Source organism: Paenibacillus terreus (assembly GCF_042138595.1).
In the GTDB taxonomy this organism is placed as follows: Bacteria; Bacillota; Bacilli; order Paenibacillales; family Paenibacillaceae; genus Paenibacillus; species Paenibacillus terreus.
Window position 1 is genome coordinate 25,822 of the sequence record NZ_JBHIRX010000012.1, and the last position, 15,905, is coordinate 41,726.

A 15,905-nucleotide genomic window follows, 5' to 3' on the forward strand; every position below is an offset into this window, starting at 1 on the left:
CAAATGAATGGATCATGCTATAATAGTTGAAAAACACAAGTGGGTGCGTGCAGTGGCATACAGTGACATCAAACAGAGATGGCGGGCGGAGAAGCTAGATCACCTGGGCTCGTCCATATTTGCGGAGATTGCCGGGTGGAAGGAGGAAGCGCGGCGGGCGGGAAAGGACGTTATTGATCTAAGCATTGGCAGTCCGGACCGCGCACCGTCCCAAGAGGTTCGGGAGGTGCTGAGCCAGGCGGTTCTCGCAGAAGACAGCTACGCTTATCCGGGGACAAGCGGCAGTCTTGCATTCCGCCGGCAGGCAGCCGCCTGGATGGCGCACCGGTTTGGAGTAACACTTGATCCGGGGGCGGAGGTGCTGGCATTGATGGGCTCGCAGGACGGGCTGGCCCATCTTGCCCAGGCGGTCTGTAATCCGGGGGATACGGCCATCGTCCCTGATCCGGGCTACCCGATTTATTTTGGCTCGCTCGCGATCGCGGGCGTAAAGCCGTGGCTGCTGCCCTTGCGGCAGGAGAACAGCTTCATGCCTGATTTGGATGAAATCCCGGATGAGGTATGGGCGGAGGCGGTGTTCATCCTGCTTAATTTCCCGGGCAATCCGATTGCTGTTCAGTCGGACTATGCCTTTTTTGAAAAGCTGGTTGCTTTGGCGAAAAAGTGGGACGTACTCATAGTTCATGATCTGGCGTATTCGGAAATGGGCTTTGATGACTATCGTCCGATCAGCATTTTGCAGATTCCCGGCGCGTTGGATACGGCTGTCGAGTTTCATTCCTTCTCCAAAAGCTTCAACATGGCAGGCTGCCGCATCGGTTTTCTAGCCGGTAACCGCGAGGCTGTTGCCGCATTGCGCGAGCTGAAAGGGAACATTGATTATGGTGTATTCCAGCCGGTGCAGACGGCGGCCATCGCTGCCCTTGAGCAGGCGATGCAGCGTCCTGCGGAAGACAGAGGCGTAGCGCCTTTGTATGAGCGGCGTCGCAACGCGTTGGTTGAGGCCCTCGCAGCCCAGGGCTGGGATATCCCGAAGCCAAAGGCGACCATGTTCCTTTGGGCTCCACTTCCCGGCCGCTTTCGTACGGGACCGGAGCCGTGGGATTCCCGGCGTTTTGCACGGGAGCTGCTGCTGTCGACCGGGGTTGTTGTGGTTCCGGGCAGTGCATTTGGTGCTCAGGGAGAGGGTTTTGTTCGCATTGCTCTCGTACAGGAAGAAGAGATGCTGATGGAAGCAGCACAACGCATCGGCGATTTCCTGAAGGAATAATGGCGATATTCTGCAGGAATACAGATGAGAAAAAGAGCAGGTCCAGGCTGGATCTGCTCTTTTTCATAGGGGCACTCAGGTAGTCAGCCTGGTATTTATATACTTATCTACGATTTTGGATAAGACCTCACGTTTCAGCGGCTTGCTTACATACTCATCCATGCCTGCGTCAAGGCATTTTTCGCGGTCGCCCTTCAGCGCATTGGCCGTTACGGCCACAATCAAAGGGCATTGGTCAGCCGGCAGGACACTTTTTAGCTCCTTCGCCGCTTCATAACCGTTCATGTGCGGCATATGAACATCCATGAAAATGATATCGTATCCTCCGGATGCGGCCTTCTTGACAACTTCCTCGCCATTTTCGGTCACTGTAACCGAATGTCCCATCGTTTCGAGCATTTTTCGCAAAACCAACTGGTTGATATAATTGTCCTCTGCAATCAGCATATTCAGCGAAGTTCCCGCCCTGCGAACATCCGATTCATCCAGTAGAACAGGTTTTCCTTTCTGCTGCAGACTTACCTCAAAAGTAAAAGTGGAACCGTTTTTCCCGTCACTTACAGCTCTTATGCTTCCTCCCATAAGATGGGCGAGCTTTTGGCTGATCGCAAGGCCCAGACCAGTCCCCTCATGATTCCTTTTCATAAAGTGGTCAATCTGGGAAAAAGGTTCGAAAATTTCCTGAAGCCGGTCCGGCGGAATTCCGATTCCTGTATCCTTTACGGTAAATTCCAGGTGAGTCCGTTTTTGATCCTTGCTGATCTTTCTGAGGCCCAGGGAGATTTCACCGCTCGGGGTAAATTTAATGGCATTGCCGACTAAATTGATCAATATCTGTTTGATTCGATCAGCATCGCCATATACGTAATCAGGCACGTCATGGCCGATGGAATAGGTCATGGACAGTCGCTTCTCATCTGCTCTGGGTGACAGGATGTCCAACGTCTCCACTATACACTGGCGTACGTCAAAGATCGTCTCCTGCAGATCGGTTCTGCCGGCTTCGATTTTGGAAAGATCAAGAATGTCATTAATGATGGAAAGCAATGTGTTTCCGCTTCTGCGGATAATCTCCAAATATTCTTTTTGTTCGTCACTCAGCTCGGTCGTTTCCAGCAGAATATCGGTCATGCCAATCACACCGTTCATGGGTGTGCGGATTTCGTGGCTCATCATGGCCAGAAACTCACTTTTGGCTTTATTGGTGCTCTCCGCTATATTTTTCGCCAGCAGAAGCTCCTTTTGCTCCGTAATATCCTTGGCAATCAGGTAAAAGCCGATATTCTTTTGATTGATAAAAATGGGCGCAATACTGGAAAGTACAGGGATTTTGCTGCCATTTTTGGTTATGATGGCGTCTATTTGCTGCTCTACCGTATCATCATGCAAGGCCTGAGCGAGAATTTTCCTGACATTTGCTTCGCCAATCAGCCTGGAAATCTCCATCCCGGCCAGTTCTTTCTCGATAGAATAGCCTGTAAGCTTGGCGGCCATTTTATTGCCGTTGATAATTCTACCCTCCAGATCGAAGGAAATGACCGCATCATGATTATATCTTTTCAGGGAGGTGTAACGCTCTACGGTCTCCTGCAGCTTGATTTCCGAGTTCTTTTGTTCGGTTATATCAATCACTTGAGAAATATAATATAGAGGCGTTCCCAGTTCATCATAGATCAGGCTTAAATTGACCAGGCACCAGATCATATTGCCGCTCTTTTGAATATACCGCTGTTGAAATTCGATTGCATTCTCTTTAAGCAGAGGTTTAACGTCTGCCAGGGATTGAAAGGGTTCTTGCGGATGAGAGAGCTGACCGAACCTGAAGCCGAGAAGTTCTTCCTCTGTGTACTGAAACATCCGGCATACGGCGGGATTCACACTTTCAAATGTCCCCTCCAGCGATATTTGAATAATCCCGAAAGAGGCGAATCTGTGTACATTTTCATAGAAGGAATGTTTTGCGCTTTCAGTGATGTGCATATCGAAATCCCCTCCGATGGTTCAAATTTTATGTAAATATCATACGATGATTTCTTAGAAAATTCCATTTGAAATCGTAGAGTACCATTCGTTCACCTCGTCGGTCATCTCGTCGCCGCCCAGCACGTGCCATCTGGCGACGACACGATCAAAGTAGGGCAGCGGTTCCTGGCCGTATACGATCTTGAGCATCGCGTCGTGGAGCAGCTCGTCAAGGGCGTCGCCGATTTTTTCCATCGTTGGCGTCGGCGGGCCGGTGAAGGCGTCCGTCTTGTAGACGGCGGGATTGCTCTCAACGATTTTCCAGCCCTTCAGCTCCTGCGGCGTACGCAGCAGCTTGTTTTTGATGTCGTATGGTGTCTGGTCGGACGCGCCGCGATTGATGCGGGCAATCGATTCGCTGAGCAGGTTCGGAACTGAGGGGAACGACAGGCTCAGCAGATACTTCTGAGGGTCTGCGAGGCCGCCGGGCACCTGGCTATCCCGGAAGGTTACCTTGCCTCCCGAATAGCCGTAGTCATAGCCCTCGGCGATACCCCAGCGATACGGCGAGCCGGCAGGCGGATCAACGAAATTATCGTAGACAAAGTTCATATATTTGAAAAAAATCTCGGGATTCGCCATGTCCGCATTGATGGCAATCGCGCCGTATTCCGGGGGCGTGCCGCGCGTGCCGGACAGGCCGCCCGGCCCGACGGGAATCGGGTAGGCGTCGAACTTGGCATACGGAACGCTCGCGGTCACATCCCCGAGCGGCCAGCCGGCGGCCCACAGCGGTGCCACGATCATGCCTGCCTTGCCCTGCGTCCATAATTCCGTCGCCTGAACCTCGTCGAGGATTTCGGCATCCTTCGGCACATAACCCCGCTCCATCCAGCGCTTCAGCGTCTTCAGTCCCTGCCGGACGCTTGGCTGGACCGAGCCGTAAGACAGCTTCCCGTCCGCGCCCATGCTCCAAATGTCCGGCATCTGCCCGTAAGCCCCAAACACGAAGCCTGCGTCTGACATCCAGGTGAAAAATGAATTTTTCAGGCTGATGCTGAGCCCGTAGGTGTCATCTGCACCGTTGCCATCCGGATCCCGGTTGACAAACGCATCCATGACGAACTCCATCTCATCGAGAGTGGAGGGCGCCTTCAGGCCGAGCTTGTCGAGCCAATCCTGACGGATGTACAGCACCTCGTTCGAGTTCATCCTGCCGTCGAGGATCGGCACCGCCATCTTTTTGCCGTTAATCGTATACCGGTCCCACGCCTCGGGCGCCTGTGCCATGGCCGCCTTCCACTTGGGCGAAGCATATCGCTCGAACAGCGGCCCGACATCGCGGAAGGCGCCGGAGCGCAGCAGCGGATACAGATTTTGTCCGCCTTTGAACGTGACGATATCGGGAAGCGGCTGTCCGGTTGCAATCGAGGTATTCAGCTTGTTGATGTAGACGTCCTCGTCCCCGGTCGTCGTCCACAGATACTTCACCTTGATGCCGAGCTTGTCCTCGAACAGCCGGTTCAGTACGTTGTTTTGCAGATCCTCGCCGTTTTTGAACTCGATGTCCGGGTACAGATGCCCGACGGTTGTCAGGACAGCGGGAGGCTCATATTTTCCTCCGACGAACGAAGGGGACTGTTCTGCGGACAAGGGTTTCGCTTCCGGCAGGTCGGGGTGTCCTGTCTGATCCTCCCAATAGATGAAGGAAAATGTCATGACAACAACGAAAAAGACGATCGCGAGGCCGAACAGCCCCGTTTGCTTCAACCATCTCCATATCTTCATCATCCCGTTCCCTCCTTTTCGCAGATGGCTTTCCACCGCAGTGTAACCTGGAGCCCGCCCAGCTCTCCGTTTGCCAGCTCCATATGGGCGTCGGGGCCAAGCAGCGCGCTCATCCGTTCGTACACATTGTGAAGCGCCCATGCGGTATTCTCGTCCGCACCGTAGTATATCGCGCTGCGGAGCGCGTCGAGTCGTCCAGGATCGACGCCGCAGCCGTTGTCCGCTACGCTCAGCTCGCAGTATTCTCCGTCAGAATGACCTGTAATCCGAATGTCCCCGACCGTGCGCAGCGGCTCGATGCCGTGCAGGATGGCGTTTTCCGCGAGTGGCTGCAGCAGCAGCCGCGGCACCTGCAGATCGAGAAGCTGTTCCTCGACATCAATGGAGAAGACGAAGCGGTCCATCTGCAGACTCTGGATCGTCAGGTACAACCGGACGAGTTCGAGCTCCTCCCGCACCGTCGTATACGTGTTCTCAAACTTGATGGATTGCCGGAAATAGCGGCTTAAGCTCATGGACATGTCGATGACGGCCTGCTTTTCGTCGAGCTCGGCCATGCTTTTGATGAATGCGAGGGAGTTGTACAGGAAGTGCGGCTGGATCTGGGAATGGAGCTGCCGCAGCTTCGCTTCCTTGGAGCGGATCTGCTCCATGTACACCTTTTCGATTAATTCCTTGATTTCGCGGGACATCTCGTTGAAGCGGTCGAACAGGTAGACGAATTCGTCGTTGCTCTCCTGGCGCAGCGTGATCGCATACTGGCCGGATGTGATCTTCTTGACGCCCCAAATCAGTTTGCGGATCGGGATCTGCACATCCCGGTAGAGCAGCAGGGCGAGCAGGATGCTGAACAGGAGCAGGAAGACGCTGGAGAAATAGTAGAGGCGCTGGTTGGCATAGATCGGACCCAGCACCTCGTTGATCGGGGTATAGTCCGCGACATACCAGCCTTTAAAGTTGCCCAGCGCGGAGAAATTAACTAAGTATTGCTCACCGTCCAGTTTAATGAGCCTGTTGCCGCTCGTTTCCTTCCCGACCTGGAGCCCCCGGGTCAGTTCGCGGATGAACGGGAACTGACTCGTATCGCTGGCCAGCACGTCTCCGGCCGCCGAGAACAAGATTGGGCCGTTGTCGTTCGCCCCCTTGGCGCGGTCCAGATCGTCGAGCACGTTTTTGGTGTCGATCCTGGCCCTGACGACATAAGACACCTCGTCCGGCTCGAAGCGGAACGTATACGGATGCGCCAGATAATACGTTAAATACGCGCCGCCGCCAGTCTGCTCATACTGCCAGAATGGACGGAAGTGCGTCTTCAGGTACAGGTCGCTTAGCGCAGGTGATGAGGAAAGCGAGGAGAAGGCGGGGCTGTCCTCCGCGTAGATTACCGTGAATTCGGCGTTCCAGTTGTTCAGGGCGTGCAGCAGGTTCAGCTTGTCCGACACCCTCAGCTTCAGCTTGTTCAGCTCGAAGTCCCCTTCCAGAAAGGAAGGAGTCGCGAGCAGCCGCACATCCTTGTCGAGCACGAGAAAATCACTGAAGGACGATATTTTGGACAGATTGCTGTCGATATCGCCAGCCAGGAAGGTGAGCTCATTCAGCTTCACGCGCTGAATCTCCTGCTTGATGAGTCTCACGCTGGAGCGGTTCGTCAAGTAGTACAGCAGCAGTGTGGAGACGAGCAGCAGGAAGATGACAAGTACAATTTTTGTGAATATCGTAAGTCTCATGCGAGCATCCCCGTTCGGTCAGGAGTATTGGTGGCGGAAGTCCTGCGGTGTCAGTCCGTAATGCTCCTTGAACAGCTTGATGAAATATTGCGGCTTGTGGTAGCCGATCGCCGATGCGACGTCGCTGACCTTGAGCTCCGGCTGCTCAATAAGCATTTCCCGTGCCCGCTGCATACGCACCTTGTACATATATTCGCTGATATTCTCGCTTGTCTTGCTCTTGAACAGGGCGGACAGGTACGCCGGATGCAGTCCGACATGATCAGCCGCCGTCTGCAGCGTGGCGTCCGCGGGCCGATCGGCGATGAACTGCTGGACCTTGCGGATGAGTGACACCTGTGCGTTGTTCCATTCGTTCTTGGTCATCTCGCGCAGCTGCTTGAGCGTATGCGCGATCCAGTCCTGCAGCTGGCGCATATGGCGGAAGCGGCTCGCGTCGCCGGCCTTGTCCGATTCCGGCGGGATGATATCATGCAGGCTGAGCCCGTTTTTGTGTGCAAAAAAGCTGAAGGAGCCCATCGCATGATAATAAAGTTCGAGCAGCGTCTCCCGCGACTCCATCCGCTTCTCCGTCACCTCCTGGAAGACGGCGTCCCACTTGGCGGAGATTGCATTCCACTGACTGATTTCGAACAGCTGGATTAACGCGGGTGATTCGTACAGGCTGTGGATGCGGTAGGGCATCTCCGGGGCGGCGGCGTCCTGCAGGCGGATGAACAGGTCTGTCTCGCCGCCGAGATGGCGGGCGAATGCGGACAGCGATTCCTGATACGTACCACGCAGGCTGTGCGCCATCACCTGCCAATGGCTCACGGTGATCGAGATGCTGCTTCTGAGAAAATGCCTGACACGATGCTGCAGCCTGGACGCCAGATGCTCCAGCGACTGCTGCCGGGCATGCTCCGTGTGTGTCTCCTTCGCCAGCCATGACTCCTCCCGGGCCTTGAGGATGAATACTTCATGTTCAAACGGATCGCGGCCATGCCAAACATAAAACAAATCCGCGAACGTCTCCTCCGCGATGTTCACGACGGCAGAGGCCAGCAGCGACTGGTCCTGCCAGTTCAGTTCCCCCGCAGACGATTCGATGCGAAGGAGGCACATGGCCGTCTCGTCTTTTGGGCGGAACGGTATCTGATAATAGGCCAGCTTCTCCTCAAGCAGCCCGGGAGCCAGCTTCCGTCCTTGCAGCAGATCCATGAGCAGCTTCTCCCGGAATAACGGCATATGCTCGCGCAGCATGCTCATCGCCTTCTCCTGCTTGCCCCGCTCGTCCCATTCGAGGCGGAGGGCTTCCGTCAGCCGGCGCAGCATGCCGGCCAGTTCCCCATGGTCCACCGGCTTGAGCAGGTAGCCGTCCACCTGCTGCTTGATCGCCTCCTGCGCGTAGTCCCATTCGCCATAGCCGGACAGAAGAATGCTTTTGAAGTGTTTATCGTATTTTTTGACATGCCGGATCAGATCGAGGCCGGAGAGGCCGGGCATGCGAATATCGGTGATGATAATATCGACAGGATAGCTCTTGCAAAGTTCGAGCGCCTCCTCGCCGGAAAAAGCCTTGTGAACCTTGCCGATGCCGAGTGCTTCCCACGGCATATTGCGTTCAAGGCTGTCCACAAGGTGAGTGTGATCGTCGACGATTAGCAGATCATACATGCTTGACTCCTCCCGATAGTATAAACATCCTGGCATATGCTTCCTGAAATCGCAAGAAAAATTTCCGCTAAATAGGGTCTGTCTTCTGTGAATATACGTCGATAGACGTTTTTCTAATTATCCGACAATCCAGGCCCTTGTCAATCGGCGATCGTGCCTGCCCGCAGGGCGGACTTGAATTCGTTCACGTCGACGACCGCGTGCTATCGAATTTTGCGGTACCAGGGCAGACGCGAGAGGGGAGCCTCGACTTCCAGCTCGGTCGGGCCTTCGACGATACTGCCGTCATCGCCCTGCCAACGTCCCTCGGGGAAGACGACGCGTCTCGATGTTTGTCCCTTGACGACGACCGGAGCGACGAGCAGGTTCGGACCGAGCAGAAATTGGTCCTGTACGAGCTCATAGCCGCGGCCGGGATATTCGAACTCCAGGCTGCGCAGCATCGGCAGGCCATCAGCAGCGGCCTGCCGGGCGAGCGCAAGCAGCTCGGGGCCAAGCTTGGATCTGAGCCGCACGGCGTCCAGGCACCAGGTCAGCTCGTCGCCGCGCAGCACACGCCAGGGGGCCATGGAAAACTGCATGACCGGAAACAGCGCGGCGCACTGGGCGTATCTCACGAACAGCTCGCTGTCGAAGCGGAAGTCGGGGGAGTTGATATCACCGTCCATGCCGCCGCCGATCATGTCCGGGCAGTTGAATGCGTAGCCAAGCAGCCCCTGTGCAATCGCGTTCGGAATCAGGCCGCCCAGCCCCTCTGCGTCCCATGTATGCGTCTTGTCCCGCTGCCGCTGGATAAGCCCATGCCCGCCGAGCTTCCAGCACATGCGCAGCTCGATGAGCGGGTAGCCGATGCCAATGGCGGCATAGGCTTCACAGTCCTCAAGCAGGCGCAGCGGGTGCGACCAGGCGACAGGCTGCGTCGTGTCCGGTGCTCCCGGCAGAATAGGCTCGCCGGCGTCGAGCTTGAAGCCATCAACGTCGTAGTCCGCGATCAGCCGGTCCATCTGCCGTCTGAACCAGGCTGCGCCTTCCTCCTTCGTATAGTCTACAACCGCACTGTAGCCGTTCCACCAATGCCGGAGCACAGGTGCGCCGTCTGCTCCCTTCATGAGCAGGTCGCCGCCGCGCAATTCCTTGAACATCGTGCAGTCCGCGCTCACATAAGGACACATCCAGAGCATTACCTTGAAGCCCATGCCGTGCAGCGTGTCGATCATCGCCCGCGGATCGGGGAAGCGGTGCTTGTCGAAGTCCCACATGCCGTAGTCCTTCATCCAGTTGTCGTCGATGATGAGGATGCCGGGCGGCAGCCCGTTTGCGAGGATCGCCTCGGCGTAGCGAATGATCTTGTCCTGCGTGGGTTCATAGAACATCTCGACCCAGGTGCAGTACTGCGGAGCTGTAAACGCAAGCTCGTCGGGGAGCAGCCCGGACGGCGGGAAGTGTGTGCGGGCGGCATGGCGGTAGGCGCCCTGCAGTGAGTTATGCCCTTCCTCGACGATGACTTCACCGGCGCTGTCAAAGACAGACAGCCCGTCCTCGTCTACGCGGAAGGCGAATGGCTCCTCGCTCCAAATGTACCGGCCTTTGCTGGAGAGCAGCAAAGGCGAGGCCTGGTTGTCGTCCGTCACGCGCAAATCCCTCGTATGTGCCGTCCGGCCGAACGGCATGGCGCTGCCTTCGTTGATTGCGCCGCCCCACCAGTATTCGCCGGGCAGCCGTGCGATTGAGATATTGGTCATGGCAAAATTCTCCCTTCGATTGCGGGCAAAACCTTGTGGAATTTGTGCCCCAAATCGTCTGATTTTGATTCTGTTTTTTAATTATGCAGACAACGTCCGCGGCTGGGAAGTGGATCTTAAGAATGAGGCTTGAATCTTAAAATCGGGGCATTCAAACCCGGATTTTCCATGATTTATAATGAAGGCGTCAAGAGCTCACGACGATTGAACAGCGGAAGAATCGCGCAATTTTTCCGTGCTCCAGCCGCCCGTTTATGCTGGCGGAAGGTTAAGGCACAGCCTTCATTTTTCAAGATTAGCGGAGGGGGCATATCAAGATGAACATGAGAAAAAAATGGACGTCAGCGGTCGTGGGTGCGCTGCTCGTCTCATCGCTGGCGCTGGCCGGCTGCGGCAATTCGAGCGACGCAGGCAAGTCTGCAGACAGCTCGTCTGCCGGCGGCAACCAGAAGAGTGTGACAATCAACTACACGATCTGGGATAAAAATCAACAGCCGGCGATGGAGGCGATCGCCAAGGCGTTTACCGAGCAGCACCCGAATATCGAGGTTAAGGTCGATGCCATTCCGTGGGGCGAATATTGGACGAAGATGTCTGCCGCCGCGCCGGCGGGCACGCTGCCCGATGTATTCTGGATGCACGCCGGCCAGTTCAGCAAGTACGCGGCCGGGCAGTTCCTGGAGCCGATTACGGACAAGGTGCAGGCCGGCGAGATCGATCTGAACAACTACACATCCAACCTCGGCTCGATCTATACGCTGGACGGGCAAAACTACGGCATTCCGAAGGACTTTGACACGATCGGACTCGCCTACAACAAGGAGCTGTTCGATCAGGCGGGCATTCCGTATCCGGACGATACGTGGGACTACGCCAAGCTGGCAGAGGTCGCCAAGCAGCTCAGCCAGCCGGACAAGGGCATTTACGGCTTTGGAGCCAAAATGGACACCCAGGCCGGCTACTGGAACGATATGCTGGCGAATGGCGGCCACATTTTAAACGGCGACATGACCAAGTCCGGTTACGATGAGCCCGCCTCAATCGAGGCGCTTAAGGCCCGCTACCAGATGATTCTCGATAAGGCTTCGCCGACGCATCAGCAGATGACGGACACAGATTCGGTCGAGATGTTCAAGTCGGGCAAGCTCGCGATGATCTTTGACGGCTCGTGGGACGTCGGCAACCTGGACAGCAGCGACATCATCAAGGGCAAGTATGATTGGGCGCCGCTGCCGACAGGCAAGGCGGGGCGCGGCAATATTATCAACGGCCTCGGCAACGTCATGTCCGCGAAGGGCACGCACAAAGAGGAGTCCTGGCGGTTCCTGAAGTTTCTCGGCTCGAAGGAGGCGGCGGAGATCATGGCCCAGATGGGCGCAGCGATCCCCGCGTTCAAGGACACGCAGGACGCCTGGGTAAAATCCAAACCGGACCTGAACCTGCAGGTGTTCATCGACCAGGCAGCGGACGCGACGCCATACCCGAGCGGTTCACAGTCATATCCGGTCTGGTTTGCAAAGGAGTCCGAGATCATGTCTCAAGCATGGGGCGGTGCGATCCCGGTCGAGGAAGGCGCCAGGAAAGTGGCGGATATGATGAACCAGGCAATCGCGAACGGGAAGTAAGAGCCCTTGCTGGTCATAATCGTTGAAGGCGTTCCGGCATCCGGGACGCCTTCGGTAAATATGAGGTGAAGGAAATGAATTCAAAAAGCAGGTATGCATGGGCCTATTTGATGATCGCCCCTACCTTGATCGGAACGTTGGTGTTCTGGACCTGGCCGGCAGTCTACTCAATCTACCTGGGCTTCCTGAAGTCTGAAAACTTCGGTCTGGTCAGTCATTGGGTCGGCTGGGCCAACTACGAGAGGTTGTTTCAGGACGAGGAGTTCTGGCAAAATCTTCGCAATACCATGCTTTATGTCGTGCTGTTCGTGCCTGCGACCATTGTGCTTTCCACGTTTTTCGCCGTGCTGCTGAACGCCAAGATCAAGGGCCAGTCCGTCTATCGGGTCATTTATTTTCTGCCGCAGGTCACGATGCCGGCCGCAGCAGCCATGGTGTGGGTCATTATATTCGCGCAGGATTACGGGCTGCTGAATTCAGCGCTCGGCACCCATATCGCGTGGATCTCGGACAAACGGTTTGCCATGTATGCCCTTGTCATGGTCGGCGTATGGGGCTCGATTGGCTTAAATATGCTGCTGATCCTTGCCGGGCTGCAAGGGATACCACGCCCACTGTACGAGGCGGCCGAGATCGACGGCGCCGTCGGCTTCCGCAAGTTCCGCTCCATCACGCTGCCGCTGTTGACACCGACGCTGTTTTTTACGTCTATCGTGCTTGTGATCGGCGCAACGCAAATTTTTGACAGCATCTATCTGATCATCGGCAAGACGAACGTTGCGCTGCCCGCCGTACGCTCTCTCGTATACGCTTATTACCAGAATTCGTTCATCTACTACGATCAGAACTATGGGGCGGCCATCGTCAACATCCTGCTGCTGATCAATCTGATTTTGACGGGCATCCAGTTCCTGCTGCAAAAAAAATGGGTGATTTACGACTAAGCCAATGCTTCCGCGGCAAGTTTTGTTCGAAGCTGATTCAGGAAGTAACCCTCACAAAACTTGGTAACGCTTCCGAAGCAAGTTTTGTTCGAAGCCGATTCAGGAAGTAACGCTCACAAAACTTGGTAACGCTTCCGAAGCAAGTTTTGTTCGAAGCTGATTCAGGAAGTAACCCTCACAAAACTTTTAGGAGGTCCGAAAATGAGCAGCGCTGCTTTTACCAAACATAGAAGCAACCTAATCATACATCTGATTCTGATCGCGGGGTCCGTTGTTATGGTGCTTCCGTTCCTTTGGATGATCCTTACGTCGCTCAAGACGACGACGGAGGCGACCCAGATTCCGATCACCATACTTCCTGCCGAGCCGAGCCTGCGAGGTTATGCGGACGCGCTCAGACAGTCGCCCCTTCTGCATTATTATGGGAACACAATGATATCAGCGTTCATGAAGACATTATTCCCTGTCATCTTCAGCTCCATGGCGGCCTTTGCATTCGCGCGCATCCGCTTTCCGGGCAGAGGGCTGTGTTTTTTCCTGATCATCTCGGTCATGATGGTCCCGAACCCCGTGTTCTATACGCCGCAATATTTGATGATGAGCAAGCTCGGACTGGTGAACACGGTGACCGCGCTCTGGATCGCCTCGCTTGTCAGCCCATTCGCCACCTTTTTACTGCGGCAATTTTTCCTGGGCATCTCCAAGGAGCTGGAGGAAGCCGCAGTGCTGGACGGGTGCAATCCGTTCCAGATCTTCCGTTACATCATGCTGCCACTCGTCAAGTCCGCGCTTGTTGCGGTCGTCATCATCCAGCTGCTCTGGTCGTGGAACGAGCTGCAGTGGCCGCTCATCATCAACAGCTCGCCGGAGAAGCTGACGCTGTCGGCAGGTCTCGCGACGCTTGTCTCCATGTTCGGCACTGATTATCCGGTATTGATGGCCGGCGCGTTCATGGCCGTGATTCCGATGCTCGTTCTGTTTTTCATTTTCCAGCGGCGGTTCATTGAGGGTGTCGCCTTCAGCGCCAGCAAGGGCTGATCCGGCGGCGCACGACCCTGTGGGCAAACGAGGACTTATAGCCGGGAGATCTGTCGTCAAACGGAGTGTACGGCATGCACAGCCTGAAGACCAGGGATACCACTCTGCTGGCCGACGGACAGAATGCGGTGATATCTGGGGCAGCCATGGGCCGTGCCGGAAAGGAGGTGAGGAGCAAGGGCGGCGAGCAGGCTCGCCGTTAGCTTCAATAGTTAATCCCACGTGAACAGGAGTGAACGATGTAATGTCGAAGGCAAGATTCGCAAGGCCAGGATTGATAATAGTCATCTTTGTTCTGCTCGCTTCGATGCTGTTCATGAACTTCAGGGTCCCGCATGCCGCCGCCTCCGGCGAGTGGCAGGATCAGACGTACGACCCGAACAAGCCGGGGCTGGAGCTGAACCCGCTGAAGGGCTTTTTGCCCTTCTCCAGACTGCCCTCGGACAGCACTGATCCGAATAACAGCTTTCCGCACAGTATGGAATGGTTTTATGTCTCGCTCCGCGATGTGATGACCGACTGGAACACATACAACTGGGCACCGCTGGACGCTTATCTGGACGATATCGCGAGCCGGGGCAACCAGGCGGCCTTCCGCGTCTACGTCGACTATCCGGGACGTATGACCGGCATCCCGCAATTTCTGATCGACGGCGGGCTCCTGACCCGTGATTACGATCAGAACGGCAACCACGATACGGCAACGCACAGTCTGGCCCCTGACTGGAACGATGCAAATCTCAATCTGGCGCTGCGCCAGTTTGTCGCCGCCCTCGGTGACCGCTACGACGGCGATCCCCGGATCGGCTTCGTGACGGCAGGTCTTTACGGCTTCTGGGGAGAGTGGCATACATGGCCCTATAATACCGACCAGACGAACTGGGAGATGAACCAGAGCAACCGGGATGGCCTGCTGTCCGCGTTCAAGGACGCGTTCCACACGACCCATGTGCTGGCCCGTTACCCTTATTCCGCAAGCACTGCCTCTTTAAAAAGCGCCTTCGGCTACCACGATGATTCCTTCTCGTACGAGACGCTGCTCCAGCATGATTGGGACTTCTGGAATCTGATCACGCAGAACGGTCTGCAGAACATCTGGCAGACGCATCCGATCGGCGGCGAGCTCTATCCGCCACTCCAGCAGGATTCGAGCTTCTGGCAGCACTGGCCGAACCAGAATGGCCAAGACTTCCAGACCTCTGTCGAGACGACACATGCTTCCTGGCTCATGTACGATCGGGTGTACAAATCTTCTCTTCCGGACAAGACAGCCTCGGATAATGCGCTGCGGGCGCATAAAATGCTCGGCTACACGCTGTTCAACTCCTCCGTGCAGCTGGCCGACTCTCCGGCGTCCTCACTGCAGGTCAACGTCAAGCTCCAGAACAAGGGCGTGGCCCCGTTCTACTACAATTGGCCGGTCGAGTTTGGGGTGCTGGACGCCTCCGACACTTGGGTCAAGTCACTCGGGACAGCTGACTGGAATCTGAAAAGCGTCCTGCCCGGCGATACGGACTATGCCTTTTCGTTCAGCGCGGATCACAACCTGATGCCCGGTGACTACAAGCTCGTCATGCGGGTTGTCAACCCGCTCACCGGCGGCAAGACGTTTCGCTTCGCGAACACGCGGCAGGATGCGGACCGCGATGGCTGGCTGACGCTGTCGGGCTTCCGTGTGTCCGCGAGTGCGACTACTTCTACGGTACTGGCAGACCCGCCCGTGACAGGCATGCCGCCGTCTTCAGGCAATACCGCCTATGAGGCGGAAGCGACGGGCAACACGCTCGGGGGCTCTGCGGTCATCGCGAGCTGCGAGACTTGCTCCGGCGGGAGCAAGGTAGGCTACCTGGGCAACGGCAGCGGTACGCTGCGGTTTAACGCAATTAAGGTGCCGTCCGCAGGCGACTATACGCTGACGATCCATTATTTGAACGGGGAAGCGAGCCGCCAGGCCGTGCTAAGCGTGAACGGCGGCGCGGGCGTGCCGCTCAGCTTCCCGAGCTCCGGCGGCTGGACGACAGTCGCCACGCAGGAGACGACTGTACATCTGCAGGCCGGGTCCAATACGCTGCTGTTTTCCCAGCCGGCGGGTTATGCGCCGGATATCGACCGCATCGTCGTAAGCGCAGGCCCCACCGGCACGAAGAAGTGAA

11 protein-coding genes are annotated in these 15,905 nt (G+C 56.2%); 6 read left to right on the plus strand and 5 right to left on the minus strand.

All coding sequences use genetic code 11. The annotated features are described in order from the left end of the window. Nucleotides 1-52: 52 nt before the first annotated feature. Nucleotides 53-1,270: an aminotransferase class I/II-fold pyridoxal phosphate-dependent enzyme gene (locus ACE5KN_RS20085; protein ID WP_375527973.1), complete on the plus strand. Its 1,218-nt coding sequence runs from the start codon at nucleotides 53-55 to the stop codon at nucleotides 1,268-1,270. A gap of 75 nt (nucleotides 1,271-1,345) precedes the next feature. On the opposite strand, the gene ACE5KN_RS20090 is transcribed toward ACE5KN_RS20085, so the two are convergent. From ACE5KN_RS20090 to ACE5KN_RS20110, 5 genes are all read right to left on the minus strand, one after another. Further along, nucleotides 1,346-3,250: a PAS domain S-box protein gene (locus ACE5KN_RS20090; protein WP_375527974.1), complete on the minus strand. Its 1,905-nt coding sequence runs from the start codon at nucleotides 3,248-3,250 to the stop codon at nucleotides 1,346-1,348. A gap of 54 nt (nucleotides 3,251-3,304) precedes the next feature. Further along, nucleotides 3,305-5,023 (minus strand): extracellular solute-binding protein, encoded by a 1,719-nt coding sequence (locus ACE5KN_RS20095; protein ID WP_375527975.1) that lies wholly within the window; start codon nucleotides 5,021-5,023, stop codon nucleotides 3,305-3,307. Beyond that, nucleotides 5,020-6,747, minus strand: coding sequence for a sensor histidine kinase (locus ACE5KN_RS20100; RefSeq protein WP_375527976.1), 1,728 nt, complete (start codon nucleotides 6,745-6,747; stop codon nucleotides 5,020-5,022). Before ACE5KN_RS20100 ends, ACE5KN_RS20095 begins: the two co-directional genes overlap by 4 nt. An 18-nt stretch (nucleotides 6,748-6,765) precedes the next feature. After that, on the minus strand, nucleotides 6,766-8,403 hold the full coding sequence (locus ACE5KN_RS20105; RefSeq protein WP_375527977.1) for a response regulator: 1,638 nt from the start codon (nucleotides 8,401-8,403) through the stop codon (nucleotides 6,766-6,768). Between the two features lie 203 nt (nucleotides 8,404-8,606). Continuing rightward, a complete protein-coding gene (locus ACE5KN_RS20110; RefSeq protein ID WP_375527978.1) occupies nucleotides 8,607-10,145 on the minus strand; it encodes a glycoside hydrolase family 31 protein in 1,539 nt (512 codons plus the stop codon). A 317-nt stretch (nucleotides 10,146-10,462) separates the two neighbouring features. On the opposite strand from ACE5KN_RS20110, the gene ACE5KN_RS20115 reads away from it, so the two are divergent. The 5 genes from ACE5KN_RS20115 (at nucleotide 10,463) to ACE5KN_RS20135 (ending at nucleotide 15,904) form a co-directional block, all read left to right on the plus strand. After that, nucleotides 10,463-11,770, plus strand: a complete 1,308-nt coding sequence (locus ACE5KN_RS20115) for an ABC transporter substrate-binding protein (protein ID WP_375527979.1) — start codon at nucleotides 10,463-10,465, stop codon at nucleotides 11,768-11,770. 74 nt (nucleotides 11,771-11,844) lie between these two features. Further along, nucleotides 11,845-12,714, plus strand: coding sequence for a carbohydrate ABC transporter permease (locus ACE5KN_RS20120; protein ID WP_375527980.1), 870 nt, complete (start codon nucleotides 11,845-11,847; stop codon nucleotides 12,712-12,714). 201 nt (nucleotides 12,715-12,915) lie between these two features. Next, nucleotides 12,916-13,752 carry a carbohydrate ABC transporter permease gene (locus ACE5KN_RS20125; protein ID WP_375527981.1) on the plus strand — a complete coding sequence of 279 codons (837 nt, stop codon included), beginning with the start codon at nucleotides 12,916-12,918 and terminating at the stop codon, nucleotides 13,750-13,752. 74 nt (nucleotides 13,753-13,826) lie between these two features. Next, nucleotides 13,827-13,955 (plus strand): hypothetical protein, encoded by a 129-nt coding sequence (locus tag ACE5KN_RS20130; protein WP_375527982.1) that lies wholly within the window; start codon nucleotides 13,827-13,829, stop codon nucleotides 13,953-13,955. 41 nt (nucleotides 13,956-13,996) lie between these two features. Further along, on the plus strand, nucleotides 13,997-15,904 hold the full coding sequence (locus ACE5KN_RS20135) for a DUF4832 domain-containing protein (RefSeq protein WP_375527983.1): 1,908 nt from the start codon (nucleotides 13,997-13,999) through the stop codon (nucleotides 15,902-15,904). The last annotated feature ends 1 nt before the right edge of the window (nucleotide 15,905 follow it).